We start from the raw sequence: 23,839 nt of genomic DNA on the forward strand, positions 1-23,839 counted from the left end.
CGGGCCCGCGAGAGCGGGTATTCGGCGCCGGTGAAACTCCGTCGCAGCGCGCTCGGCGAACCGGGCATCAGCCGGCGGCGGCGCGGGCGCGGCTTCTCCTACGGCGCACCGTCCGGCGCCCGCCTGACCGATCCGGAAACGCTCGCGCGGATCAAGCGGCTGGTGATTCCGCCTGCCTGGCGCGACGTGTGGATCTCGCCGGATCCGCACGGGCACGTGCAAGCGGTCGGCACCGACGACGCCGGGCGCAAACAGTACCTCTACCACGCAGAATGGCGCCGTCGCCGGGACGAGGAGAAACACGACCGGGTCCTCGCGATGGCGAGACGGCTGCCGGAATGGCGCCGCCAGATCGACGCGGACCTCGCCGGCCGGGGGCTCACCGAACGCCGGGTCCTGGCCGCTGCTCTCCGGATGCTCGACCGCGGCATCTTCCGCACCGGGGGTGAGGAGTACGCCGAAGAGAACGGTACGCACGGAGTGGCAACCCTCCTGCGGGAACACGCGCGGATCCGCGGCGACGCCTGCGTTTTCGAGTACCCCGCCAAGGGCGGCCTCCACCGCAGCGTCTGCATTTCCGACGAAGCACTTGTCGGGGTGGTGCGCGCTCTCCTGCGCGCCGACCCCGGCAATGACCGGCTGCTGGTGTACCGGACCCGCGACGGCTGGCGGGAAATTCACGCGGACGCCGTCAACGAGCGGTTCAAGGAACTGGCCGGGAACGGCTGCACCGCGAAGGATTTGCGTACCTGGAATGCGACCGTACTGGCCGCCACCGCGTTCGCGGCAACCGGTCCGGCGCAGTCACAGCGAGCGGGCAAACGCCACGAAGCCGCGGTGATGCGCGAGGTGTCCGAGGCGCTGGGCAACACCCCAGCGGTCTGCCGGGCGTCCTATGTGGACCCTCGGATCGTGTCCGCCTACCGTGACGCGAGCACCATCGAGCCGGCGCTGCGACGTGCGGGCCGGCTCGACGGTGAGGACGCGCGGGAGGTGCTGGAGCGCGCGACGATCCGGCTGCTGTCGCGCCACTCGTGATTTCGCGGGGCAGGCCGCGAAGTGCTCACGGACGCAGGAGAACCTTGGTCCAGCCGTCATCGCGGCGGTCGAAACGCTCGTAGCCTTCGGCGGCTTCGGCCAGGGACATCTCGTGGGACACCAGGAACGACGGCCGCGCCCGGCCCTCGATGATCAGGTCGCGCAGCTGCCGGTTGTACCGCTTCACCGGCGCCTGCCCGGTGCCCATCTGCTGGCCCTTCATGAAGAGACTGCCGTAGTCGAAGGCGATCCGGCCCTGTTTGGCCCCTTCGCTGGCCGCGCCGGGATCCTGGGGCAGGTAGACGCCGACCACGCCGATGCCGCCGGTCGACCGGACGACCTTCACGAGGTTGTCCAGCACCAGTTCGGGGTGCTCGGCACCGGCCGAATCGTGGGCCTGGTACCCGACCGCCTCGACGCCGCAGTCGGCGCCGACCCCGCCGGTCGCGGCGAGGATCTGCTCCACCGGATCCGCCTCGGCCAGGTCGATCGGGTTCGCGCCGATCTTCTCCGCCATCGCGAGCCGGTCGCGTTCCTTGTCGACCACGTAGACCTCGGCCGCGCCGCGCAGCACGGCACTGTGCGCGGCCATCAGCCCCACCGGACCGGCGCCGAACACCGCGACCCGGTCGCCGGGGGTCATCCCGGCCAGTTCGGTGCCGTGCCAGCCGGTCGGGAAGATGTCCGAGAGCATGGTGAAGTCGTTCTCGTGCTCGTCACCCGGCGGCAGTTCCAGCAGGTTGAAATCGGCCCACGGCACGCGCAGGTACTCGGCCTGACCTCCGTCGTAGGGGCCCATGTTGGCGTACCCGTAGGCGGCGCCGTCCACCCCGTCGGTGGGATTCGCGCGCAGGCAGAACGACGTCCACCCGGTCTCGCACGAACGGCACGCCCCGCAGGCGATGTTGAACGGCACCGACACCCGGTCCCCGATCGCGATCCGCGTGACGCCGGGACCGGTTTCCACGACCACACCCATGTTCTCGTGGCCGAGGATCTTGCCCTCCTCGACGTTGGTGCGGCCCTCGTACATGTGCAGGTCGGACCCGCAGATGTTGGTGGTGGTGATCCGCACGACGGCGTCCCCTGGCGTTTCGATGCGCGGTTCGGGAACCTCCTTCACCGCCACCTGCCGCGGGCCTTCGTAGACAACTGCCTTCATCGCGGTTCGCCTCCTGTTCGGTCGTCCCCACGGCTACCCCGCCGCACCGGCGGGTAATCCCGCTCCGATCCGGGTACGCCGCCTCCATGAGCAGCCGCCTGATCGCGATCGCCATCGACTGCCGGGACGCCGACGCGCTCGCCGAGTTCTGGCGCGAAGCGCTGGACTACCCGCTGCCACAGCGGTGGGAGGACAGCCACGGGCGCACGTACGTGGAGCTGAAGGCGCCGGACCGGCCGTCGATCCTGTTCCAGCCGGTACCCGAGGGGAAGGCGGGCAAGAACCGGCTGCACCTCGACGTGGCCCCGGACCAGCTGGACCAGCGGTCCGAAGTGGAGCGTCTGGTGACGCTGGGCGCCAGGGTGCTCGAGGACCCGCCGGACGATCCGTGGATCGTACTGGCGGATCCGGGCGGGAACGAGTTCTGCGTGCTGCCCGCGCGGTCCTGAGCCTCAGCGGGTGGTGAAGTCCCCGTGCTCGCCGACGACCAGGACCCGGCCGTCGAGGGCGTCGGAGCTGGCCTGGTCGAGGAACACGCGGGCGCCGGTCCGGTCGTCGGTGAGCACGGTGTCGGTGTCCGTGGCCATCGCGGACACCGACGTCGCCAGGTCCGCGGAACCGTCGCGGGCGGTGATGCGCAGCCCGCCCTCGGGCGCCACGCCCTGCTCGGTCGCCAGCCGCTGGATGGTCCGTGCCGCGTCGGGATCGATCTTCAGCATGTCACCCGGGTACCCCGGCGAACCGCGGATAGACGCGGATCGCGCGGGTCTCCCTGAAGACCTCGCTGAGTCTACAAAGGACTATCGCCGCAACGGTAGCGCCGTGACGCCTCTCTCCGAACGCGCGAGGAGGCCTGTCTGCGGGCCGGCGAGCATTCCGGCCTCGACCCGTTACAGCGACGAGCTCATCGCGGCGTCGAGCGGGGAGACGGCTTCGGGCCGGCGAACGCCCGTACGAACGACGACACGCAGGTCGGGCGTGGTCTCCAGCCGCGCCACCTGCAGACTCACCGCCGGCTGCCCGATCCCCAACCGCTCGGCAGCACGGCCGAAGTGCAGCTAATCGGCCACCGTGACGAAGTACCGCAACGCCCTCAGCTCCACCACGACCTCCGCAGCCGGCCCTCATCACTGACGATAACGAAAACTCATCGCCACACAGTGCGATTGGGTCTCGCTCACGGCAGAGGAAGCCGGTGGGATCACCCCATGAACATCGGCACCTCACTGATCAGCTCTGCCAGCGCCACCGTGGTCGCCGCGGCGGCCGCGGACGCCGCCGCACGGGGCCTCACGAGCTTCTGGACGAGCCAGAACCCCGGCGGCTGGGACCCGCTCACCCTCCTCGCCACCTGCCCCTCCGTCCCCGGGAGGTCGGGACCGCCATCACCGCCACCTAACCCCGGCACCCGGTCACCACGGCCGCCGAAGCCCTCACCCTCCAAGCCGCGACGCCTGCCGACCTCGTGCTGGGCGTGGGCCCCAGCCACGCCTGGTACATCCGAGACCAACTGGGACTGTCCTACACCTCACCGCTGCGCCACACCCGCGAATACCTCACCGTCCTGCGCGGGCTGCTGCACGGCGAGCCCGTCCACCACGACGGCGAGTTCTTCCGGGTCGACACCCACCTCGACGTCACCGCGCCCGCACCCACCCTGCTGCTCTCCGCCCTGGGCCCGAAGATGCTCGAACTGGCCCACGACCTGGCCGACGGCGTGATCACCACCTGGGTCACCCCGGACATGATCAGCGGTCTCATCGCCCCGCACACCGGTCCCGGTGCCCGGCTCGTCGCCGCGGTCGTCACCTACCTCGCGCCGGACGCCGACCAGGCACGCGCGGGCGTCACCGACCAGCTCGCCGGGGTCGGCAACCTGCCCGCCTATCGCGCGTCGCTCGACCGGGCCGGTCTCGCCGGCCCTGCCGACACCGTCGTCATCGGTGACGAAACGGCCATCAGCGACGCACTGAAGCGCTACCAGGACGCCGGCGTGACCGACGCGATCGTGATCCCCCTCAACGAACGCGACCGCACCCTCGACCTCGCCCAGTCCGTCTAGGACACCGGCTTCACGACCTCACGCATAACGGGCGCACGCGCGGGTACGCGAACCGGGTCACCCACCCGAGGAGCTGCCATGCCGAACGAGCACGACGTCCTGCGCGAACTCGAGGATGACCTGCCGCCCTCGCTGACCGGGCACACGTTCGCTGCCCGCGCGCGCGTCGAACGCATCCGCTGGCGCACCGTGCTCCTGCTGGCCGACTTCACCGCCGTGGTGGCGTTCGCGACCGGCGTGCTCGCCGGTTCGGGCGGACTCGGGTTCGCGGGTTTCCTGGCGACGTGCGCGCTCGCCTTCGTGCACGCGCTGCGCCTGCGGTGGTCTCCCCCGGCCCCGGGCGGGCGCCCGGACCGAAACGGCGATCCTCACCCGCGCCCACCCGCCTGATCGCCCTGGCCGGCAAGGAGGTGGACAAGCCAGCCGGATGGTGACCCGGTGGACCGGTCAGTCCATTGTGGAGCTACGACGCGGCTACCGTGAGGACGGTCCCGCAGGCGGGTACGGCGGCTGCGGATACCCCGGCTGCGGTGCCTGCTGCACGGGCTGCCCCGGCGGGGATTGCTGCGGCGCCCCGAACCCGGGCGACGCCCCAGACTGTGGCTGCGGCGCCGGACAACCCGGCGCGAGTTGCTGCGCCGCGCCATACCCAGGCGTCCAGCCGACCGGGAAACCCGACTGCGGCTGCGGCGCCTGCGGTGCCGCATAACCCGACGGAACTTGCTGCGCCGCCCCGAAACCAGGCGTCCAGCCGGCCGGGAAACCAGGCTGCGGCGCTGTCGGGTCGCCGAAAGACGGTGCAGCAGCCTCCCCGGGCTGTGGCGGTGGCGCCGCGAATCCTGGCTGCAGCGGAGGTCCCGGCCAGTTCTGCGGCACGGCGCCCGGCTGCGGCAGGGCGGGGTATCCCCATCCCGGGGGCGCCGGTGCGCCGCCGGTCCACGGGGCCTGCGGCTGCACCCACTCGGCGATCTTCGGTACGCACAACGCGACCCCGACCAGCCCGGCCACCGCCGCCGGATACACGAGCGCTTCGAAGGTGCTGCTGCGGCTCCACTTGAACGCGCCGTTCGCGCCCAGGATCGCGAGCACCAGCTGGACCACCGCGGTCAGCAGCAGGATCCGGCCCGGCCCCAGCCGCCGCTGCGCTGTCAGCGCTGCGCCGCCGAGGGCGACCAGGCCGAGCAGCGTGATCACCCCGTGCACGAAGGTCTTCAGGTCGTCGTTGAGGTGGTCGATCAGTTCCACGGCCTCGATGCCCAGCACCACCAGCTCGGCCAGCCCGGCGACCCCCGCCACCACCAGGCGCAGCGGCACCTGCACGCCCCGACCGGCCTGCCCCGGTGGCGTCGGCATTCCCGGGTATCCCATGCGACTCTCCCCCTCCGTCACCGTCCGGTCGCAGTCAGTTTAGCGACGCCGGTCCGGTGCCCACTGCAGGAACCGACCCGGGCCCACGCCACCGGCCGCGCGACCTCTACGATTCCGCAGGTGGGTGCCTACGACGACTTCTTCGACGACCTCGACGCCTCGGCGCTGCCGCCGCGGCAGCAGCACATCCTCGCCACGATCCGGGACTGGGTCGGACGGCACGGGTATTCGCCGAGCACCCGGGAGATCGGCGAGGCGGTCGGGCTGCGGTCCACCTCCACGGTGTCCAGGCACCTCGCCGCGCTCGAGGACAAGGGTTTCCTGCGCCGCAGCGCCACGATGTCACGCCCGATCGACGTGCGGGCCTTCCTCGGGGACGTCCCGGCGCGCGAGGACGGCGACTCGGTCAGCGTGCCGGTGGTCGGCGACATCGCGGCCGGCACGCCGATCGCCGCGCAGGAGCACGTGGACGACACCCTCCAGCTGCCGCGCGGGCTGACCGGCCGGGGCACGGTGTTCGGGCTGCGCGTGCGCGGGGACTCGATGGTCGACGCGGCGATCTGCGACGGCGACATCGTGGTGGTGAAGCAGCAGTCCGAGGCGCATTCGGGCCAGATCGTCGCCGCGATGATCGACGAGGAGGCCACGGTCAAGGTCTACCGCCGCCGCGACGGGCACGTGTTCCTCGAGCCGCGCAACCCGGCCTACGACGTGATCGACGGAGACCGGGCCGTGGTACTCGGCGCCGTGGTTTCGGTGCTGCGCAGCGTCTGACGCCGCTTACCAGGTGACCGGCAGCTCGTACACGCCGTAGACCGAACCGTCGTGCTTGAACGGGATGTCCTCGACGTCCGCGGCCAGCGCGAGCGTCGGGATCCTGCGGTAGAGCGTGCTGTACACGACCTGCAGTTCGAGCCGGGCCAGCGGCTGCCCGAGGCACTGGTGCACGCCGAAGCCGAACGCGACGTGCCGGCGGGAATTGCGGGCCAGGTCGAGCCGGTCCGGGTCGGGGAACACACTCGCGTCGCGGTTGGCGACGTCGTTGGCCATGATCAGGCCCTCACCCGCGCGGATGGTCCGCCCGGCGATCTCGATGTCCTCGAGCGCGACCCGGCGCCGTCCGCTGTGGGTGATGGTGAGGTAGCGCAGCAGTTCCTCGACGGCCGAGGCGACCGCGGCCGGATCGTCACCGGAGTCCCGCAGCTGCGCCAGCTGCTCCGGATCACGCAGCAGCGCCAACGTGCCGAGTGCGATCATGTTCGCGGTGGTCTCGTGCCCGGCGATCAGCAGCAGCACGCCCATCTGCGCGGCCTCCGCCCGGGTCAGCTCCCCCGCCTCGACGCGGTCGGCCAGCCCGGACAGCAGCGCGTCGTCGCGGTGCGCGAGCTTCGTGCCCATCAGCTCGTCCAGGTACCCGATCAGCGCCCGGTGCGCGGCGTGGCGCTCCTCCGGATCGGTGGACCGGCGCACCAGGGCCTGGCTGTTCTCCTGAAAGAAATCGTGATCGGAGTACGGGACGCCGAGCAGTTCGCAGATCACCAGCGACGGCACCGGCAGCGCGAAGGCCCGCACCAGGTCGACCGGATTCGGCCCGGCCAGCATCGCGTCGATCTGCTCGTCCACGATCCGCTGCACGGCCGGGCGCAGCGTTTCGGTGCGCTTGACGGTGAAGGCGCCGGTGACCATTCGCCGCAGCCGCCCGTGTTCCGGATCGTCCATGAGGATGAAGCTGATTCCGGTCCCGCCCGGTGGCATCGGTGCCTGCACCGGGTAGCCGGGCCGGGTGACGTCCGCGCTGACCCGCGGATCGGCCATCAGCGCGCGCTGCTCGGCGTAGCGGGTTACCAGCCACGGGGTGCTGCCGTCCCACAGCCGCACGCGGGCCAGCGGTGTCTCGTCCTGCAGTTCGCGGGCGGCGGGCGGCGGATCGAACGGGCAGCGGGCCGCCCGGGGCATCGGGAAGTCCGGCGCCCCGGCGGGATCGAGCGTGCTGGTCATGCGTCCTCCTGCGGCAGGCGGTGATCTCCCACCCGGCGCCGGTCCGGGTTCGTGATCAGTCAACCGGACCCGGCCAAGTTAAGTCAAGTGCTTGATTCGGCTTCCGGGGAGATTTCCAGTGGCCACGGGACACACTCGGTGCCGCGCTTGTGGTTGGATCGAAGCGACTACTTTTCCCGGGGGTGAGCGGACATGGCGACGAAGGCGTTCCGGTTCGGAGTGGTGGCGGCGGCCCAGGGCGGTGCCACGCAGTGGCGGGAGACCGCGCGCCGCGCGGAAGACCTCGGCTACTCGACCCTGCTGTCGCCGGACAATCTGCAGTTGCCCACGCCGACGGCGGCGCTCGCGGTGGCGGCGGCGGTGACGACCGAGCTGCGGGTCGGCTCGTTCGTGCTGGCCAGTCCGCTGCGCACGCCGCGCGCGGCCGCGTGGGAGGCGCACAGCCTGAGCGTGCTCACCGATCACCGGTTCGAACTCGGCCTCGGCACCGGTCTGCCGGCCATGCGTGCGGCCGCCGCCGAGCTGGGATTGCCTTACGGCACCGGCAAGGAACGCCTCGCCCAGGTCTCGGACACGATCGCCCACCTGCGTCGCCTCGACGGCGAGGAGCACACTCCGATACTGGTCGCCGCGGGCGGTCCTCGTGCCCGGAAGCTCGCCGGCGAACAGGCGGACATCGTGACTCTGGCGGACCCGCCGCTGACCAGTCGCGCGGATTTCGCCGCGCACGCCGCGGAAGTCCGTGCCGCGGCCGGCGACCGGGACGTGGAACTGGCGACGAACGTCTTCGTGGTGGGCGACGAAGTGCCGCCGTGGGTCCGCGGCTTCATCGGCGCCGACGCCGCGACGCTGATCGAGCACGAGTCCCTGACGATCCTGCCCGACGATCCGGGCGCGGCGGCCGACGAGCTGGAACGGCGGCGGGCGGAGTACGGCACCTCCTACGTGAGTGTGAACGGCGCGTTCCTGGAGGCCTTCGCCCCGGTGATCTCCCGCCTCAACGGGCGCTGAGCCGCAACGCGGCGAGCAGCTGCGCCACCGTGACGTCGGCGTCGTCGCGGTGCTCCCGCCAGCGGGCGAACAGTTCGCCGACCGCGGCGACCAGCTCGGGGGCAAGGTCCGCGGCCCCGACCGCGGCGGCGATCTCGGTCATCTCGCCCTCCCAGCGCCAGGCTTTCTGCCCGGCCGAGACCAGCTGAGCGGGGTTGCCCAGTGGCGTGTCCGGCAGGACTTCCCTTGCCAGCTCACGCAACTGCCCGTCGACGCCGTGGTGCGCGGCCAGCGCGTAGGACTGCGCGGCGAGGGCGAAGGTGAGCTTGTTGTACGACGCGAAACCCAGCTTCAACGCGGACGCTTGACCGCACGGTCCATTGAGGACGATCGCACGCAACGGCGTGCCGTCGAAGAGATCGGCGACCGTGGCCGGCGCGTCCCCGTCACCGGACAGGTAAAGCCGGGTGGTACCGGCCGAATGCGGTGGCGGCCCGACGATTCCGCCGTCGACGACCGTGACGTCCGGTCCGAACAACTCGCCGAGCGCGACCGCGTGCCCGGGGCTGATCGCGTTGGCGTCGACGTAGATCCCGGCGAAACCGGTCGCCGCCACCCGGCTCGCCACGTCGGCCGCCGCCGAGGGCGGGCAGACGCTCAGCACGATCCGGCACCCGGCCAGCGCGGCGAAGTCCGGCAGCTCGGTGAGCCCGGATCCGGCCGCCCGCCGCCGTGACGCGGGTCCACGCCCCTGCGCCACCCAGCCGACCGGTACGCCGCGCCCGGACAGCGCGGCACCCACCGCCGCACCCATCGCACCGGGATGCAGCAACGCCACGGGGATTTCGGTATCAGCCATGGGAAAGCACTGTAGCCGCAGAGGCGCTCGGCGGAACCAGGACACAGAGGTGAGCCTGCCGCGGGGCGGGCCCGTCGGACCGAGCGCGAGCGTCGACACCGAGGGACCGGACACCGCGGGTTCTGCCCAGTGGATCAGGCATCGCAACTCGAACACCGAGGGAATTGGGCATCGAGGCTCTGGCACCGCGGGTTCGGCCGCCACGGATCAGCACCACGGATCGGACATCTCGGCTCGGGCACCGAGAGAAGGGAGCGGGTGGATCACGCACCGCACACATCAGCACCGAAGTGAAGCAAGCACCGCAGAAATCAGCATTACGCCAGCAAGCATTGGGCAGATCGGGCGAAATCCGACTTTCGCGGGTGTCGCCGCCTGGTGGCCCCGGGTATATCTGGGCCGCGGAACCCGAAAGGTCTGGACCATTCGCGGACCGGGGTGCACCCGGTCCGCCTGATCAGTCCCTGTGGAGGCGGTATGCATCGGCTGGATGCGGCCCGGGAGCACGCGCTCGGGTTGTTCCGCATCGTGATCGGTTTCCTTTTCGCCTGCCACGGCGTGAAAAGCCTGTTCGGGCTGCTCGGCGCGGGCGGTCCGGCACCGGTGGGCGCGTGGCCGGGCTGGTGGGCGGCGGTGATCCAGTTCGTCGCCGGCACGCTCGTGTGCCTGGGCGTCGGCACGCGGGTCGCGGCGCTGCTCGGGTCGGGCTCGATGGCGTTCGCCTACTTCACCGTGCACTTTCCGCGCGGCCTGTTCCCCATCGAGAACGGCGGCGAGGCATCGGCGATGTTCTGCTGGGCGCTTCTGGTGCTCGCGTTCACCGGGCCGGGCAAGTTCACCCTCGCCCGCGCTCTGGCCGCGCTGCGCCCGCGGACGAACGCGGTACCGCGGCGGAGCTGAGGCTCAGCCGGGCTGACCGGTCTCGGCGAGATCGTCGATCGCGCCGACGAGCTCAGCCAGCGCCGGGATCGCGGCGGCGATGAGGTGCCGCCACGCCGGATGCACCCGGTCGAGCGCGGCGGCGAGGATCGCCGCGTTGTGCCCCTGGTAGCGGTCGACTGCCTCGCGGCCGGCCGGCGTCAGCTCGAGCGCGACCGTCCGCCGGTCGTCACCGCCGCTGGTGCGGGTGACCAGATCCCGCGACCGCAACCCGGTGACCATGGTGGTGACCGAGTTCGGCGCGAGCTTCAGCAGCTGAGCCACCCGGCTCGGCCGCGCCCCGGGGTTTTCCGCAAGGCAGGACAGCAGTTCCAGCTGCGCGACGGACAGCGTGTTGTCGGGATCGGCCGTGCGGGCCGCCCGCCGCATCGCCCGCCGCAACCGCGCCACGACGTCAGCGAGCGCGGGTTCCGGCGGCATGGTCCCCGGCCAGGACCGCGTTCCCCCGGACGACGCTGCGGGACTTTCTGAGCCGGACTCCGCAAGCCGCGCACCGGAACCGTTCTCCGTACCGGACTTCGACGATCCGGCGTGACTCTGCCGGACCTCCCGGCCGGGCTGGCCGGACTCCGCCGGCCGCGCACCGGAACCGTCCTCCGCACCGGACTTCGACGATCCGGCGTGACTCTGCCGGGCTTTCCGACCGGGCTGGCCGGAACCGCCGCCACCCGGACCAGACCTCGCCGCACCACCCGCCGGCGCCCGCTCAACCGCTTCCCGACCGGAACCAGCGCCACCCCGGCCGGGCTCTGCGGCACCACCGGCCGACGCCGGCCCCCGCGCGCCGGCTTCCGACGCGCGCCCGGAACGACCGGACCCCGCGCCGGGTTCTGGCGCTTGGAGACCGGTCCGCGCGTCGGACGCTCGCGCTGTGCAATCGGGTTTCGCCGCGGCGGAGCCGGTGCGTGAGGGGTGCGCGCCGGGCTCGCTCGTCACCGGGCCGCCTGGCCGCGGGAGGCCAGGCCGGTGGCCGCCGCGAGGAGGCCGGCGCCGGTCAGGACCGCGAGGACGGCGGGTTCGCCGCCGGTGTGCAGGCAGAGCGTCACCACTGCCACGCCCAGTGCCGTACCGAGGCCGCGTGCCATGTTCACCAGTCCACCTCCGGTGGCTGCCATCGCCGCCGGGATCGCGCCCATCACGGCCGAGTTGTTCGCCGGGATGAACACTCCCAGACCGAGACCGGCCACGACCAGCGACACGCCCACCTCCCACGGTGCGGACGCCACCCCCAGACCGGCGCAGCCTGCCGCCGCGGCCAGTGCGCCGAGCACCGTCCGGCCGCGCGCGCCGAGACGGGCCGGCAGCACCCGGTCGGCCAGCACCGCGGCGAGCGCGAACCCGGCCGGCAGGCAGGTCAGGACCAGGCCGAGGCCACCTTCGGCACCGAACACCTGCGGCAACAGGGTCAACGGCCCGAACAGCACCAGGTACCCGCACAGCGCCCCCACGAGCCCGAACGACACCACCGGCGGCCGCAGCACGTCCAGCCGCACGATCGGGCTGCTCGCCGTGCGTTCCCGGAGCACGAACCCGGCTCCGGCACCCACCGCGACCACGATCAGCACCGCGACCGCCCAGCCGGGAACCTCCAGCCCGGACACCCCGGACAGCGCCAGCAGCACCGCGGTTGACGCGGTCGCCAGCAGCAGCACCCCGGCGCCGTCGAACCGGCCGAGCGGCGTGCGTTCCCGGGTCCGCGGCAGCAGGTAGCGACCCGCGATCAGGCCGAGCAGCCCGACCGGCGCGTTGACCAGGAAGACCCAGCGCCAGCCCACGCTGTCGACCAGCAGCCCGCCGACCGCGGGACCGAGCGCGAGCCCGAGTGCCTGCGCGGCGGCCTGGATCCCGAGCGCGGCCCGCATCCGTTCGCGGGGGACGCTTCGCACGACCAGTGCCACGCTGTTGGCCTGCAGCATCGCCGCGCCGAGGGCCTGCACCACCCGGAACCCGACCAGCCAGCCGAGCGACGGTGCCAGCCCGCAGGCGATCGAAGCGGTGGTGAACACGGCGAACCCGTGCACGTAGGTGAGCTTCCGGCCCACCGCGTCCGCGATCCGCCCGATCGCGGCCAGCAGCCCGACCAGCGTGAGCAGGTACGCGAGCGACACCCACTGCACCGCGGCCAGCGGTTCGGCGTACTCCTGCTGCAGTGCGGGAAAAGTCAGCGTGACGATGCTGGCGTCGAGCTGCCCCATGAACGCGCCGAAACACACCGCACCGACCGCGAACCACCCGGCCAGCGGATGCTCGCGCACCGCACGGGGCCGCGCCCGCTCCAGCAGGACCGCCACGCTTCCTCCTTAGTTCTTCTCCAGAACTACTTTACCTGACATTCCCGGATTATCGAGAGTGCAGGTCGCGAAAGTAGTTCGTCAACCGAGTGAACCAGCGAGGCGAGGTGTACCCCGGCGCTCGGCGGGTAAGCGAAGGGAGCACCCAGCGGAAAGGAGTGCGGAGATGCCGGAGGTCTACGAGTACCTCACCGAAGTCCGCTACCCGTGCGACCGGGCGGAGCTGCTGCGTCGTGCGACGGCCGGCGGCGCGGATGACGCCGTCCTCGGCCGCCTAGGCACCCTGCCCGAGCAGGAGTACGACAGCTCGGACACCGTGCACCGGCTGCTCGGCCAGCCCGAGGACCCGCACACCTGACCGGCCGGGCGCGGGGCAGCACGCCAGTCGGACCACCACCAGCCCACCACCGGACCGGCTCCCACAGTCAGCCCAGCGGGATCTCCGCGGAGTCGCTGAGCCGGAGCTTGCGCCGGGCCCGCTGGTAGAAGCTCGTCATCCCGAGCCGCACCACTCGCGCGGCGGCTCGCCGGGCACGCAGGTCGAGGATGTCCCCGGGCTCGACGTAGCCGGCCACCTGTCCGTCGACCTCCACCGCGAGCCGTCCGCTGGCCGGCAGCACCTCCAGCGCGACGATGTCGTGCACGGACAGCACCACGCCCCGGCTGTAGGCCGAATGCGGCGCGGCCGGGGTCACCAGTACCGCCTCCACCGACGGGCTGGTGATCGGCCCACCGGCGGAGAAGCTGTAGGCGGTGGAGCCGGTCGGCGTGGCCACCACCACCGCATCGGCGGAATAGCTCACGAACTGCTCGCCGTTCACGCGCACCGCGACGACCGCGCTGCCGTCGCCGGGAACGCGGACCACCGCGACGTCGTTGAACGCCGGGTGCGTGCGTCCGCCGAACCGGGCGTCGATCGCGAGCCGCGGCTCCACGGTGAAATCCCGGCCGTCGATGGCCGACAGCGCGTGCGGCAGCTCCGGCACGTCGACCTCGGCGAGGAAGCCCAGCTTCCCCAGGTTCACCCCGAGCACCGGCGCTCGCTGCCCGTCGGCCAGCCGCATCGCACGCAGCATCGTGCCGTCGCCACCGAGGCTGACCAGCAGATCCGACCGGCTGCCCAGCTCGGCGGGGGTGACCCCGACCGCCGCGCAGTCCAGCCGCTCCAGCTCGTCGGCGATGCCGAGGATCTCGATCTCGCGCTCGGCCGCCCAGCCCAGTACGGCGGCGACCGCTTCGGCGGAGTCCCGGCGCGGGTGCAGAACCAGCCCGGCGGCATGCATTTCGGTGTCCCCTCGCGTAGGCCGGCGATGCGCCCAGTCTGCCCCGGCTCGCCCGCGGTCGCGAGCCACGCGCGGGCTAAGCTCGGCGGTCGTGAGCGAAACCGCCCGTGCCACCCGGACGAACTGGGCCGGGAACCTCGTCTACCAGGCCCGCGAGATCCGGGCGCCGCGCACCGTCGAAGAGGCGCAGGAGCTGGTCGCGCACGCGCCGCGGGTCAAGGCACTCGGCAGCCGGCACAGCTTCAACAAGGTGGCCGACAGCCCGGACGGCCTGCAGCTCGAGCTGAGCGGACTGGACGTACCCACCACGATCGATCCGGCGGCGGCCACCGTCACCCTCGGCGGTGGCGTCCGCTACAGCGACGTGGTCGAGCAGATCCACCAGGCGGGCTTCGCGCTGGCGAACCTCGCGTCGCTGCCCCACATCACGGTGGCGGGCAGCGTGGTGACCGGCACGCACGGCTCGGGGCAGCACCAGCCCGGTCTCGCTTCGGCGGTGTCCGCGGTCGAGCTGCTCACCGCGGACGGCGAGCTGCACACGTTCACCCGGGCCGGCGACCCGGACGTTTTCCCCGGCGTGGTGGTGAACGCCGGCGCGCTCGGCGTGCTCACCCGGCTCACGCTCGACCTCGAGCCCGCGTTCGACGTGCGGCAGGACGCGTTCGACACGCTGCACTGGACCACCGCGGTGGAGCGGTTCGACGAGATCCAGGCCGCCGGCTACAGCGTCAGCATGTTCACCGACTGGGCGCGTGACGCCGTCGACCAGGTCCTGCTGAAGAACCGCGTGCCCGCCGACGTTCCGGGCACGCTTTTCGGCGCCGTCCCGGCGGACGGACCGCGGCATCCGGCGCACGCGGCGGGCGTGTCTTCGGAGAACACCACCGTGCAGGGCGGAGTGCCCGGGCCGTGGTACGACCGGCTGCCGCACTTCCGGGTCGGCTTCGCCCCGAGCGTCGGCGCGGAACTGCAAAGCGAGTACTTCGTCCCCCGCGCGCACGCCGCGGCCGCCTTCGACGCGTTGCGCGGCATCGGCGACCGGATCGCCGAACTCGTCCTGGTCTCGGAAATCCGCACGCTCGCCGCCGACGACCTGTGGCTGAGCCCCGGCTACGGCGGCGACCGGGTGGCACTGCACTTCACCTGGCAGCACCGCCAGCCGGAAGTCGAGGCACTGCTGCCGCTGCTGGAAGAACGGCTGCGCCCGTTCGGCGTCCGCGCGCACTGGGGGAAGCTGCTGCACGGCTCGCCCCTGGAAGAAGGACATTCCGGGTTGCCGAAGTTCCGCGCCCTCGCGCAGCGGCTGGATCCGGACGGGAAGTTCCGCAATCCCTTCCTGGACCGGCTCGTGTTCGGCGAACCCGCCTGACCGGGTCCCGGGGCTCTGTCCGGCGAGCCCGGCTGACGGATCGGTGCCCATCAGGCTCTCCGCCGCGGCGGATCAGCCGTCTGCCAGGTCTCCGCCACGCGGCCGATCAGCCGCGGCGGGCGGCCCGGGCGATCATTCCCGCCAGGTCGGCCACCAGGGCCGGATCGTCCGGGAGCTGTCCGGTGGCCACCCGCAGATGGGGCTCGCCCGGATTCCCGGAGTGCCCGCGGCTGCCGGCGCCGGCGGAAACCCCCTTCGCAGCCAGCGCGATCAGGGTGTGGGACTCCTCGGCCACCGGCACCCACAGGACGAGCCCGTCGCGGGCCCGCACCGTGATTCCCTGCTCCCGCAAGGCTTCCGCCAGCGCGACCCGCCGGTCCTCGTAACGACGGCGGGCGCGGCGCAGCAGTTCCACCGAGCTCGGATCGGTGAGCAGGAAGGCCTGCGCGTCCTGCAGGATGCGGCTCGACCAGCCGGCACCGGGGCCGCGGTGGCGGCGGACCTGGTCGATCAGCGGCGCCGGGCCGCCGAGGACGCAGCTGCGCAGTTCCGTGCCGAACGCCGTGCAGTACGACCGCACGTGCACGACCCGGCCGGGCAGCCGTGGGCCGAGGCTGACCGGCGGCGCGGCGGCGAGTGGACCGAAGTCGTCGTCCTCGATCACCACCATGTCCTCTTCGGACAGTACCGCGGCGAGTTCGGCGACGCGCTCCGCCGGCACCGAGTGTCCCAGCGGGGTCTGCGCACGCGTCTGGTAGACGAACGCGACCGGGCGATGCGCGAGCGCCGCGGCCAGCGCGGCAGGGGCAGGCCCGTCGTCGTCACAGCGCACCGGGACCACGTGGATGCGGGAGCGGCGCAGGACGTCCAGCAGCCACGGAGCGGTCGGCTCCTCCAGCGCGATGACATCACCCGGGCGCGCCACGGCCTGGCACACCAGCAGGACACCGTCCTGACCGCCGGCCGCGATCGTCCACGCCTCGGCCGGCGACGGCCACGTCGGGCGGACCGCGGCCCGCAGCCGCGAAGTGACCGAGTCGTGGCCGCCGATCCGTTCCGTGTGGACACCCGCGGCCACCGCGTCTTCCAGCGGGGGCAGCAGGGCCGGATCGGGCAGCCCGTGTTCCAGGTCCACCGTCTGCCATCCCGCGAACGCCTGACCGGGTGCCGGGCCGGTGGGCGGTTCGAGCACGATCGTGCCGCGGCGGCGGCCGGTGCCGATCAGGCCGGCGGTGCGCAGCTGCGACCAGGCCTCGGCGATCGTCGTGGGGCTCACCGAAAGCTCGGCGGCCAGCGCCCGCACCGTCGGCAGCCGGGTACCGGGCGGCACCTCGCCGTCACGGATCAGGCCCGACACCGTGCCCGCGACACCTCGCGCGGTCCGCTCACCGATCCGGGAGACCAGCCAGCCCAGCCCGACCGGCGCTGTCGTCGCGAGCTCGCCCGTGGCCACGCACCGGCTCCCCTCGTCCCGCCGAATCCGCCAATTTCTGTCGAAACCCGAAGCTAGAGCGGCAACGGCACGCGGCAAAGGCGTTTCACATCCTGGTTCCTGCGCCCGGCATGATCCGGTACAAAAGGACAGCCGGTGAGCTGCGCCACCGGCGGCCGGGCGGTCTTCGAAAACCCCGGCCATCAGGTTAGGCTAACCTTTATGAGTGACCCCTGGCCGGACGCACCGGCACTCACCGGCACCGGTCTGACCCTCGGCTACGGCGCCGAACCGGTGGTGCACGACGCGGGCGTCACGCTGCGCCCCGGCGCGGTCACCGCCCTGATCGGCCCGAACGGATCCGGCAAGTCGACGCTGCTGCGCTCGCTGGCCCGGCTGCACCGCCCGGCCGCGGGCACCGTGACCATCCCGGGCGGCGAGGGCGCGCCGGTCGACGCGCTCGCCTTGTCCGCCAAGGGCTTCGCCCGCCGGGTCACGCTGCTGACGCAGTCTCGTCCGACGCCCGGCGGGGTGCGGGTACGGGACGTGGTGACCTACGGACGCCATCCGCACCGTGGCCGGTTCGGCTCCGGCGACCCGGAGGGGCCTGCCGTCGTCGAGGAGGCCATGCGGCTCACCGGCGTCGCGGAGATGGCCGCACGCCCGGTCGGCGAGCTGTCCGGCGGGGAGCTGCAGCGGGTCTGGCTCGCCACCTGCTTCGCCCAGGACACCGGAGTGGTGCTGCTGGACGAGCCGACCACCTTCCTCGACCTGCGTTACCAGGTCGAAACCCTCGACCTGGTGCGTGATCTCGCCGACGAGCACGGCGTCGCGGTCGGCGTGGTACTGCACGACCTCGACCAGGCCGCGGCGGTGGCCGACGAGCTGGTGTTGCTGTCCCACGGCACCGTGCGCGCCACCGGCCGCCCGGCCGAGGTGCTCACTCCCGACCTGCTCACCGAGGTCTACGGCCTGCGCATCGACGTGCACGTGGACGAGGACGGACAGGTGCGCACCCGGCCGGTCGGCAAGCACACCACCCGTTCACGCCCGGCCCGCTCCGCCTGAATCCCGTCCCGCAAGTGCCGGCCCCGAAAACACCGTCCCGCAAGCGTCATCCCACCCATGCCGGCCCCAAAAGCCCCGACAAGAAGGAAAACCCGTGTCCCCTCTCGCCCGAGCCACCCGGAGACCGTTCGTGAAGGCGGCCGCTGCCGTCCTGGTCGTGCTCTTCGCCGCCGCGTGCGGCACCACCGAAGCGCCGGCCACCGCGGACGGATCCACCGCCGCCAAGCCCTCCGGTCCGGTCACGATCACCGACGAACGCGGCCAGGTGCGCCTGCCCGCCCCCGCGGCGAAGATCGTGTCCCTGGAATGGGGCCTGACGGAGAACCTGCTGGCCCTCGGCGTGAAACCGATCGGCGCGGCGGACGTGAAGAACTACAACATCTACGACCGGGTGGCCCCGCTGGACGCGGGCACCCCGGACGTCGGCACCCGCGGTGAGCCGAGCACCGACGCGATCGTCGCGCTGCACCCGGATCTCGTGGTCGCGACGACGGATCTGCCGGAGAACGTCCTCGCCCAGATCGCCGGCCAGGTGCCGGTGCTCGCGCTGCGCGGTTCGGACCCGGCGGACCCGATCGGCTACCTGCGGCACACCGTGACCACCCTGGCCGAGGCGACCGGCACCCAGGACAAGGGGCGCGAGGTACTGTCCGGATTGGACTCCAGCGTGACCGCGGGCAAGGAAAAGCTCGCCAAGGCGGGCAAGACCGGCGCGCCGTTCACGATGGCCGACGGCTACGCCACCTCCGGTACCGTCACCGTCCGGATGTACACGCCGGGCTCGTTCCTCGGTGGCGTCGCGAAGGAACTCGGCCTGGCCAACCAGTGGACCGAGGGCGGCGACAAGGTCTACGGCCTGGCCTCCACCGACGTCGAAGGCCTCACCAAGATCACCGACCCGGCGACCACGTTCCTCTACACCGCCAGTGACAGCGAGGGCGACGTGTTCAAGCAGAACCTCGCCGACAACGCGGTGTGGAAGCAGCAGCCCTTCGTGAAAGCCGGGCACGTGCACCGGATTCCGGACGGGATCTGGATGTTCGGCGGTCCGAAGGCAGCGTCCGCGTACGTGGACGCGGTCGTCGACGCGCTGACCTGATGCCTGCTTCGGTGCAGACGCCAGCCAGGCCCGCGGCACCGTCGCGGATCCGTTGGGGCGCACCGGCCGTCTTCGTGGCCGGGATCGTGGCGCTGGCCGTGCTGTCGGCAGTGCATCTGCTGCAGGGCAGCGCGCACATCGGCATCGGCGAGCTGCTGCACGCGATTCTTCCCGGCGAGGACAGCGACGCCCGCAGCCAGGCTGTGGCGGTGCTGCTGGCGAGTCGGCTGCCCCGGCTCGCCGCAGCGCTGCTCGTCGGGCTGGCGCTCGGATTCTCCGGCTGTGTCCTGCAATCGGTCGCGCGCAACTCGCTCACCTCGCCGGACACCCTGGCGGTCAACGCGGGCGCGTACGTGACGGTGGTCGCGGTCTCGGCGTTCGGCGTCGCCCTGCCGTTCTACTTGACCGGCTCGGTGGCCTTCGCCGGTGGGCTGGTGGCTGCCGGGCTCGTGATGCTCGTGGCGCGCGGCGGCGCGGGTGGCCCGGCCCGGCTGGTGCTCGCGGGGTCGGCGATCGCGCTCGCGCTCAACGCGCTCACCACCGTGCTGCTGATGGTGTTCCAGGAGAAGACCACGGGGCTGTTCGCCTGGGGCAGCGGTACGACTGTCCAATCCGGACTGACGCAGGTCGGCCTCGCCGCCCCGGTGATCGCCGCCGGGGTGCTCGGCACGCTCCTGCTCGCCGGCCGGCTCGACGTACTCGGGCTCGGCGACGACCAGGCCCGAGTGCTGGGCATCGACGTGCGCCGCACCCGCGTGCTCTCGGTCGGGCTGGCTGTGCTGCTCGCGGCGGTCGCGGTGACCGTCGCCGGGCCGATCGGGTTCGCCGGGCTGTGCGCGCCGGTGATCGCCCGGCTCGTCGCGGGACGGGTACCCGGACTCGGCCGGCATCCCCTGCTGCTCCCGCTCGCGGGGCTGACCGGCGCGCTGGTCGTGGTCACCGCGGACGTCCTGCTGCGCGCGCTGGTTCCCGCGGACCTCGCGACCGCGGTGCCGACCGGCGTGGTGACCACCCTCGCCGGCGCGGTCGTGCTGGTGTGGCTGGCTCGCCGCCGGCTCTCGGGAGACGTCCGCGCGCAGGCAGCGCACGGCACCGTGCGGTCGGGCCGGTGGGTCGCGGTGACCGGGGTCGTGCTCGGGATCGCGGTCGCCGGCGCGTTCGTCGCGGCGCTGCTGCTCGGCGACCGGCTCGTGCTGCTCGGCGACGTGGCGAACTGGTGGCGCGGCGTTTCCGGGACCGAGGTGACGTTCGTGCTCGACCTGCGCTGGCCGCGGGTGCTCGCCGCGTTGCTGGGCGGTGCCGCGCTGGCCGTGGCGGGCGCGATCGTACAGGCGGTGTGCCGCAACCCGCTGGCGGAACCGAGCCTGCTCGGCGTCACGCCCGGGGCGAGTGTCGGGGCCATCTCGATCGTGCTGCTGGTCCCGGGCATCGGGATCTGGCCGGTGATGGGGGCCGCGGCGCTCGCGGCTTTCGTGACATTCGCGCTCGTGTACCGGCTTGCCTCCGGTGGGCGGCTGTCGTCGGACCGGCTGGTGCTGATCGGCGTCGGGGTCAGCGCGGCGGCGAGCGCGATCACCACGCTCGTCGCGGTGCTCGGCTCGCCGTGGAACTCGAACCTGGCGCTGACCTGGCTGTCGGGATCGACCTACGGACGCGCGCCCGGCCAGATCGTGCCGGTGGCGCTGTGCCTGCTGCTGGCGCTGCCGCTCGCGTTGTCCGGCGCACGCACCCTGGACCTGCTCTCCCTCGACGAGGACGTGCCGCGGGTGCTGGGGGTGCCGATGGACCGGGCACGGCTCGGGTTCGTGTCGCTCGCGGCGCTGCTCACGGCGGCCGCGGCGTGTGCGGTCGGCGCGCTCGGTTTCGTCGGCCTGGTCGCCCCGCACGCGGCACGGGCGCTCGTCGGGTCGCGGCACACCCGCTCGCTGCCGGTGGCCGCGGCGCTCGGAGCGGTGCTCGTGAGCGTCGCCGACACGCTGGGCCGCACGGTGCTCGCGCCGACGCAGGTGGCCGCCGGACTGGTGACCGCGCTCATCGGCGCTCCGTACTTCGGCTGGCTGCTGTGGCGGAGCCGCGCGATCCGCTGAACTCCTCAGACAAGCTGAGAGGTACGCTCGCGAGCATGTCCCCCGCTGTCCAGCGCCATCCGCTGGCCGCGCAGGCCGCCGCGCACCTGCTGGAGCGGGTGCGCGGCGGTGAGTGGCCGCTCGGGCACAAGCTGCCCGGTGAGACGACGCTGGCCGCGGAACTGGGCGTGGGCCGCTCGACGCTGCGGGAGGCGATCCGCGAGCTGGCCGGCAAGGGCGTGTTGGATTCCCGGCAGGGCGCGGGCGTGTTCGTGACCGCGCTCGAGGTGGCCGAAGACCGGGAGAACGTGCTGCGGCAGGCCTCGATCGTCTCGGTGCTCGAAGCGCGGATCGCGATCGAAGCGGAGGCCGCCGCCCTCGCCGCCCAGCGGCGCACGCCCGCCGACCTGCGTGCCATCCGGCGCGCGCTGGCCGCCCGCGTGACCGGCGAACCCGTCGGCGAGGCCTTCGTGCACGCGGACACGAAGTTCCACCGGACGGTCCTCGTCGCGGCCCACAACGACGTGCTGATCGACCTCTTCGACAGCTTCGTACCGCGCATCCACCAGGCCATGACCCAGTTGCTGCGGGCCCGGCCGATCGCCGCGCCGGAGGAGGACCAGGCCGCGCACCGGGCGCTGGCCGAGGCCATCGCGGACCGGGATCCGGGGGCCGCCGCGCAGTGGAGCCGATCCCATCTGAGCACGTTCAAGGAGGCGTTTTCGTGAGCACGGCCGAGACGGTGCTGGAGCTGGCCGATGTGGTCTTCCGCAGGCAGGGCAAGGAAATCCTGCACGGCGTGAGCCTGACCGTACGCGCGGGCGAGCACTGGGCGCTGCTCGGCCCGAACGGCGCGGGCAAGAGCACCCTGCTCGGGTTCTGCGGTGCGCTCACCCACCCCACCACCGGTACCGTGCGGGTGCTCGGCGGCACGCTGGGCCGGGTCGAGCTGCAGGCGCTGCGCCGCGACATCGGCCACGTCGATCCGCGGCACCCGCTGCGGTCCCCGCTGAGCATCGAGGACGTCGTGCTCACCGGTCTCACCGGGAGCGTGGACACCCCGCCCCGCTGGCATCCCACCGCGGAACAGGCCGCGAAGGCGGGCGAACTGATCCGGCTGCTGGGCCTCGGTGGCAAGGCCGCGGAGCGCTGGCCCACGCTGTCCCAGGGCGAACGCGGCCGCGCGCTGATCGCCCGCGCGCTGATCGGCGAGCCCCGGCTGCTGCTGCTCGACGAACCGTCCACCGGACTGGACGTGGCCGCCAGGGAACAGCTGCTGGAGACCGTCGACCTGCTCACGCACAGCCATCCCGGGCTCGCCTCGATCCTGGTCACCCACCACCTCGAAGAGCTGCCGGAGACCACGACGCACGCGCTGCTGGTCTCCGAGGGCGCGGTGGTCGCGGGCGGGCCGATCGACCAGGCACTGACCACCGCCACCGTGAGCCGCGCGTTCGGCCACCCGATCCGGGTCGCCCGCCACGACGGCCGCTGGAGTGCCCGCGCGGCCCGCCGCGGCGCACAGGTCGCCTGAGCACCTCAGCGCGCAGCCAGGACCCGGCGGCCGGCGAAACCCAGCAACAGCAGTTCCACCACGGAAAACCCGACGAACGCCGTCGGGCTGGACACCCACACCAGCGCCAGCCCCACGGTCAGCACGGGGATCACCAAGCCGGCGTAGGCGGCCAGGAACAACGCCGCGAGGACTTCGCCGCGGGCGTGCGGATCGGCCAGCGCGGCGACGGTGCCGACCGACGCGCGGAACCCGAGCCCCACCCCGGCGCCGGCCAGGACCGCCCCGGCGAGGAACACCGGCAGCGACGTCAGCAAAGCCGCTGTCGAGAGCACGACGAGACCGAGCGGCATCAGCGTGTAGCCGAGCCGGAGCTGGGTCCGGGAAGACAGCCGCGAAAGGACCAGCTGCGCGAGCGCGGCGGCGCCGAGCAGGGCGAACGCGGTGACACCGGACAGCAGCCGTCCGGGCTCGTGCAGGCCCTGGGCAAGCAGCGTCGGGGCCAGTGCGGTGAAGAGCCCGGTGATGGCGAACGCGGCGAACACCCCGATCGCGGCTCCGGCGAACAGCGCCCGCGAACCGGAGGGCAACGACACCCGCTGCGGCCGGTACGCCGGTCGTTGCGCGGGCCGTTCGACGGTCTCCGGCACCAGGGCCACCGCCAGCGCGGACAGCAGCAGCACACCGAGGAAAACCACGAAGGTGGTGGTCAGCGGCCCGGTCGCGTACTGCGCGAAGAGGCCGCCGATGAGCGGGCCGATGCCGAGGCCGCCCATGTTCACCACGGTCGCAGCCAGCGCGGCGCGGCCGGGGTCCTCGTCCGGCCGGGCGAGGGCCCGCAGCTCCGACAGGTGCGCGGTCGCGGTGGCCGTGAGCGCACCGATCCCGGCACCACACACCAGGCGCGCGACGAGCAGGCCCGCGACGTCGGGCCAGACCAGGAACAGCGCCGCCGCCAGCGCCTCGGCGAGTGTCGCGGCCAGGATCACGCGGCGGCGGCCGAGCCAGTCGCTCACGTGCCCGGCCAGGTAGAGACTCACCATCACGCCGACCGCGTAGGCGGCGAAGATCACCGTGATCAGGAAGGTCGGAAACCCGTCCCGCCGCTGGTAAAGCGCGTACAGCGGGGTGGGCACCGTGGAAAACGCCAGCGACACGGCGAACGCGACGGCGATGATCCGGAACCCCCAGCCGTGGCTCACCTGCGGAAGCCACCGGATCGAGGCGAGCGGCCGGCGGGTGGTCTGCTGCGTCTGCACCCCTCCGACGATCCGCGAGACCACGCGCTGAGTCCAAACGAAG

24 protein-coding genes and 2 pseudogenes are annotated in these 23,839 nt (G+C 72.6%); 14 read left to right on the forward strand and 12 right to left on the reverse strand.

From position 1 onward, the window contains the following. The first annotated feature begins 30 nt into the window (after nt 1–30). Nucleotides 31–1,038: a DNA topoisomerase IB gene (locus BJY18_RS08220; RefSeq protein ID WP_184779085.1), complete on the forward strand. Its 1,008-nt coding sequence runs from the start codon at nt 31–33 to the stop codon at nt 1,036–1,038. A 25-nt stretch (nt 1,039–1,063) separates the two neighbouring features. Here the strand turns inward: BJY18_RS08220 and BJY18_RS08225 are convergent, their stop codons facing one another. Then, nucleotides 1,064–2,200 carry a glutathione-independent formaldehyde dehydrogenase gene (locus BJY18_RS08225; protein ID WP_184779087.1) on the reverse strand — a complete coding sequence of 379 codons (1,137 nt, stop codon included), beginning with the start codon at nt 2,198–2,200 and terminating at the stop codon, nt 1,064–1,066. An 86-nt stretch (nt 2,201–2,286) separates the two neighbouring features. Between BJY18_RS08225 and BJY18_RS08230 the strand changes: the two genes are divergently transcribed. Next, nucleotides 2,287–2,649, forward strand: coding sequence for a VOC family protein (locus tag BJY18_RS08230; RefSeq protein WP_184779089.1), 363 nt, complete (start codon nt 2,287–2,289; stop codon nt 2,647–2,649). A 3-nt stretch (nt 2,650–2,652) separates the two neighbouring features. Here the strand turns inward: BJY18_RS08230 and BJY18_RS08235 are convergent, their stop codons facing one another. From BJY18_RS08235 to BJY18_RS08245, 3 genes and pseudogenes are all read right to left on the reverse strand, one after another. Further along, nucleotides 2,653–2,919 (reverse strand): hypothetical protein, encoded by a 267-nt coding sequence (locus tag BJY18_RS08235; protein WP_184779091.1) that lies wholly within the window; start codon nt 2,917–2,919, stop codon nt 2,653–2,655. A gap of 231 nt (nt 2,920–3,150) precedes the next feature. Then, nucleotides 3,151–3,258 (reverse strand): annotated as a pseudogene (locus tag BJY18_RS08240) (helix-turn-helix domain-containing protein); the annotation flags it as partial. Nucleotides 3,259–3,401: 143 nt separating this feature from the next. After that, complete coding sequence (locus BJY18_RS08245; RefSeq protein WP_184779093.1) at nt 3,402–3,539, reverse strand: hypothetical protein; 138 nt, start codon at nt 3,537–3,539, stop codon at nt 3,402–3,404. A 123-nt stretch (nt 3,540–3,662) separates the two neighbouring features. Between BJY18_RS08245 and BJY18_RS08250 the strand changes: the two are divergent. After that, nucleotides 3,663–4,262: pseudogene (locus BJY18_RS08250) on the forward strand (LLM class flavin-dependent oxidoreductase); the annotation flags it as partial. Between the two features lie 78 nt (nt 4,263–4,340). Beyond that, nucleotides 4,341–4,652 carry a hypothetical protein gene (locus BJY18_RS08255; RefSeq protein WP_184779095.1) on the forward strand — a complete coding sequence of 104 codons (312 nt, stop codon included), beginning with the start codon at nt 4,341–4,343 and terminating at the stop codon, nt 4,650–4,652. A gap of 84 nt (nt 4,653–4,736) precedes the next feature. Here the strand turns inward: BJY18_RS08255 and BJY18_RS08260 are convergent, their stop codons facing one another. After that, on the reverse strand, nt 4,737–5,630 hold the full coding sequence (locus BJY18_RS08260) for a hypothetical protein (protein ID WP_184779097.1): 894 nt from the start codon (nt 5,628–5,630) through the stop codon (nt 4,737–4,739). A gap of 120 nt (nt 5,631–5,750) precedes the next feature. Between BJY18_RS08260 and lexA the strand changes: the two genes are divergently transcribed. After that, entirely contained in the window at nt 5,751–6,404 is a 654-nt protein-coding gene (gene lexA / locus BJY18_RS08265; RefSeq protein ID WP_184779098.1) for a transcriptional repressor LexA, read from the forward strand. A gap of 6 nt (nt 6,405–6,410) precedes the next feature. Here the strand turns inward: lexA and BJY18_RS08270 are convergent, their stop codons facing one another. Next, a complete protein-coding gene (locus BJY18_RS08270; protein ID WP_184779100.1) occupies nt 6,411–7,628 on the reverse strand; it encodes a cytochrome P450 in 1,218 nt (405 codons plus the stop codon). 192 nt (nt 7,629–7,820) lie between these two features. Between BJY18_RS08270 and BJY18_RS08275 the strand changes: the two genes are divergently transcribed. After that, nucleotides 7,821–8,639 carry an LLM class flavin-dependent oxidoreductase gene (locus BJY18_RS08275; RefSeq protein ID WP_184779102.1) on the forward strand — a complete coding sequence of 273 codons (819 nt, stop codon included), beginning with the start codon at nt 7,821–7,823 and terminating at the stop codon, nt 8,637–8,639. Here the strand turns inward: BJY18_RS08275 and BJY18_RS08280 are convergent. After that, nucleotides 8,626–9,477: an NAD(P)-dependent oxidoreductase gene (locus tag BJY18_RS08280; protein WP_184779104.1), complete on the reverse strand. Its 852-nt coding sequence runs from the start codon at nt 9,475–9,477 to the stop codon at nt 8,626–8,628. The two genes, BJY18_RS08275 and BJY18_RS08280, sit on opposite strands and share 14 nt — an antisense overlap. A 477-nt stretch (nt 9,478–9,954) precedes the next feature. Here BJY18_RS08280 and BJY18_RS08285 point away from each other — a divergent pair, with 477 nt between their 5' ends. Continuing rightward, complete coding sequence (locus BJY18_RS08285; RefSeq protein WP_184779106.1) at nt 9,955–10,377, forward strand: DoxX family protein; 423 nt, start codon at nt 9,955–9,957, stop codon at nt 10,375–10,377. Nucleotides 10,378–10,380: 3 nt separating this feature from the next. On the opposite strand, the gene BJY18_RS08290 is transcribed toward BJY18_RS08285, so the two are convergent. Both BJY18_RS08290 and BJY18_RS08295 read right to left on the reverse strand, forming a co-directional pair. Beyond that, nucleotides 10,381–10,836 carry a MarR family winged helix-turn-helix transcriptional regulator gene (locus BJY18_RS08290; protein ID WP_184779108.1) on the reverse strand — a complete coding sequence of 152 codons (456 nt, stop codon included), beginning with the start codon at nt 10,834–10,836 and terminating at the stop codon, nt 10,381–10,383. 512 nt (nt 10,837–11,348) lie between these two features. Next, complete coding sequence (locus BJY18_RS08295) at nt 11,349–12,707, reverse strand: MFS transporter (RefSeq protein ID WP_184779110.1); 1,359 nt, start codon at nt 12,705–12,707, stop codon at nt 11,349–11,351. A gap of 166 nt (nt 12,708–12,873) precedes the next feature. On the opposite strand from BJY18_RS08295, the gene BJY18_RS08300 reads away from it, so the two are divergent. Beyond that, entirely contained in the window at nt 12,874–13,065 is a 192-nt protein-coding gene (locus BJY18_RS08300; protein WP_184779112.1) for a DUF2795 domain-containing protein, read from the forward strand. Between the two features lie 67 nt (nt 13,066–13,132). On the opposite strand, the gene BJY18_RS08305 is transcribed toward BJY18_RS08300, so the two are convergent. Beyond that, nucleotides 13,133–13,990, reverse strand: a complete 858-nt coding sequence (locus BJY18_RS08305) for an NAD(+)/NADH kinase (protein WP_184779114.1) — start codon at nt 13,988–13,990, stop codon at nt 13,133–13,135. 91 nt (nt 13,991–14,081) lie between these two features. Between BJY18_RS08305 and BJY18_RS08310 the strand changes: the two genes are divergently transcribed. Beyond that, nucleotides 14,082–15,359 carry an FAD-binding protein gene (locus BJY18_RS08310; protein WP_312873788.1) on the forward strand — a complete coding sequence of 426 codons (1,278 nt, stop codon included), beginning with the start codon at nt 14,082–14,084 and terminating at the stop codon, nt 15,357–15,359. A gap of 106 nt (nt 15,360–15,465) precedes the next feature. Here the strand turns inward: BJY18_RS08310 and BJY18_RS08315 are convergent, their stop codons facing one another. Next, the gene (locus BJY18_RS08315; RefSeq protein WP_184779119.1) at nt 15,466–16,812 is read right to left on the reverse strand and encodes an aminotransferase class I/II-fold pyridoxal phosphate-dependent enzyme; all 1,347 of its coding nucleotides are present in this window, start codon (nt 16,810–16,812) and stop codon (nt 15,466–15,468) included. Nucleotides 16,813–17,013: 201 nt separating this feature from the next. On the opposite strand from BJY18_RS08315, the gene BJY18_RS08320 reads away from it, so the two are divergent. The 5 genes from BJY18_RS08320 (at nt 17,014) to BJY18_RS08340 (ending at nt 22,558) form a co-directional block, all read left to right on the forward strand. After that, nucleotides 17,014–17,859 carry an ABC transporter ATP-binding protein gene (locus BJY18_RS08320; RefSeq protein ID WP_184779121.1) on the forward strand — a complete coding sequence of 282 codons (846 nt, stop codon included), beginning with the start codon at nt 17,014–17,016 and terminating at the stop codon, nt 17,857–17,859. Between the two features lie 94 nt (nt 17,860–17,953). Beyond that, nucleotides 17,954–18,958: an ABC transporter substrate-binding protein gene (locus tag BJY18_RS08325; RefSeq protein WP_184779123.1), complete on the forward strand. Its 1,005-nt coding sequence runs from the start codon at nt 17,954–17,956 to the stop codon at nt 18,956–18,958. Then, nucleotides 18,958–21,045 (forward strand): iron ABC transporter permease, encoded by a 2,088-nt coding sequence (locus BJY18_RS08330; RefSeq protein ID WP_184779124.1) that lies wholly within the window; start codon nt 18,958–18,960, stop codon nt 21,043–21,045. Before BJY18_RS08325 ends, BJY18_RS08330 begins: the two co-directional genes overlap by 1 nt. 35 nt (nt 21,046–21,080) lie before the next feature. Continuing rightward, nucleotides 21,081–21,752, forward strand: a complete 672-nt coding sequence (locus BJY18_RS08335) for a FadR/GntR family transcriptional regulator (RefSeq protein WP_184779126.1) — start codon at nt 21,081–21,083, stop codon at nt 21,750–21,752. After that, entirely contained in the window at nt 21,749–22,558 is an 810-nt protein-coding gene (locus BJY18_RS08340; RefSeq protein WP_184779128.1) for an ABC transporter ATP-binding protein, read from the forward strand. Before BJY18_RS08335 ends, BJY18_RS08340 begins: the two co-directional genes overlap by 4 nt. Before the next feature lie 5 nt (nt 22,559–22,563). Here the strand turns inward: BJY18_RS08340 and BJY18_RS08345 are convergent, their stop codons facing one another. After that, entirely contained in the window at nt 22,564–23,796 is a 1,233-nt protein-coding gene (locus BJY18_RS08345; protein ID WP_312873789.1) for an MFS transporter, read from the reverse strand. Between the last annotated feature and the right edge of the window lie 43 nt (nt 23,797–23,839).

Source organism: Amycolatopsis jiangsuensis, from assembly GCF_014204865.1.
Classification (GTDB): domain Bacteria; phylum Actinomycetota; class Actinomycetes; order Mycobacteriales; family Pseudonocardiaceae; genus Amycolatopsis; species Amycolatopsis jiangsuensis.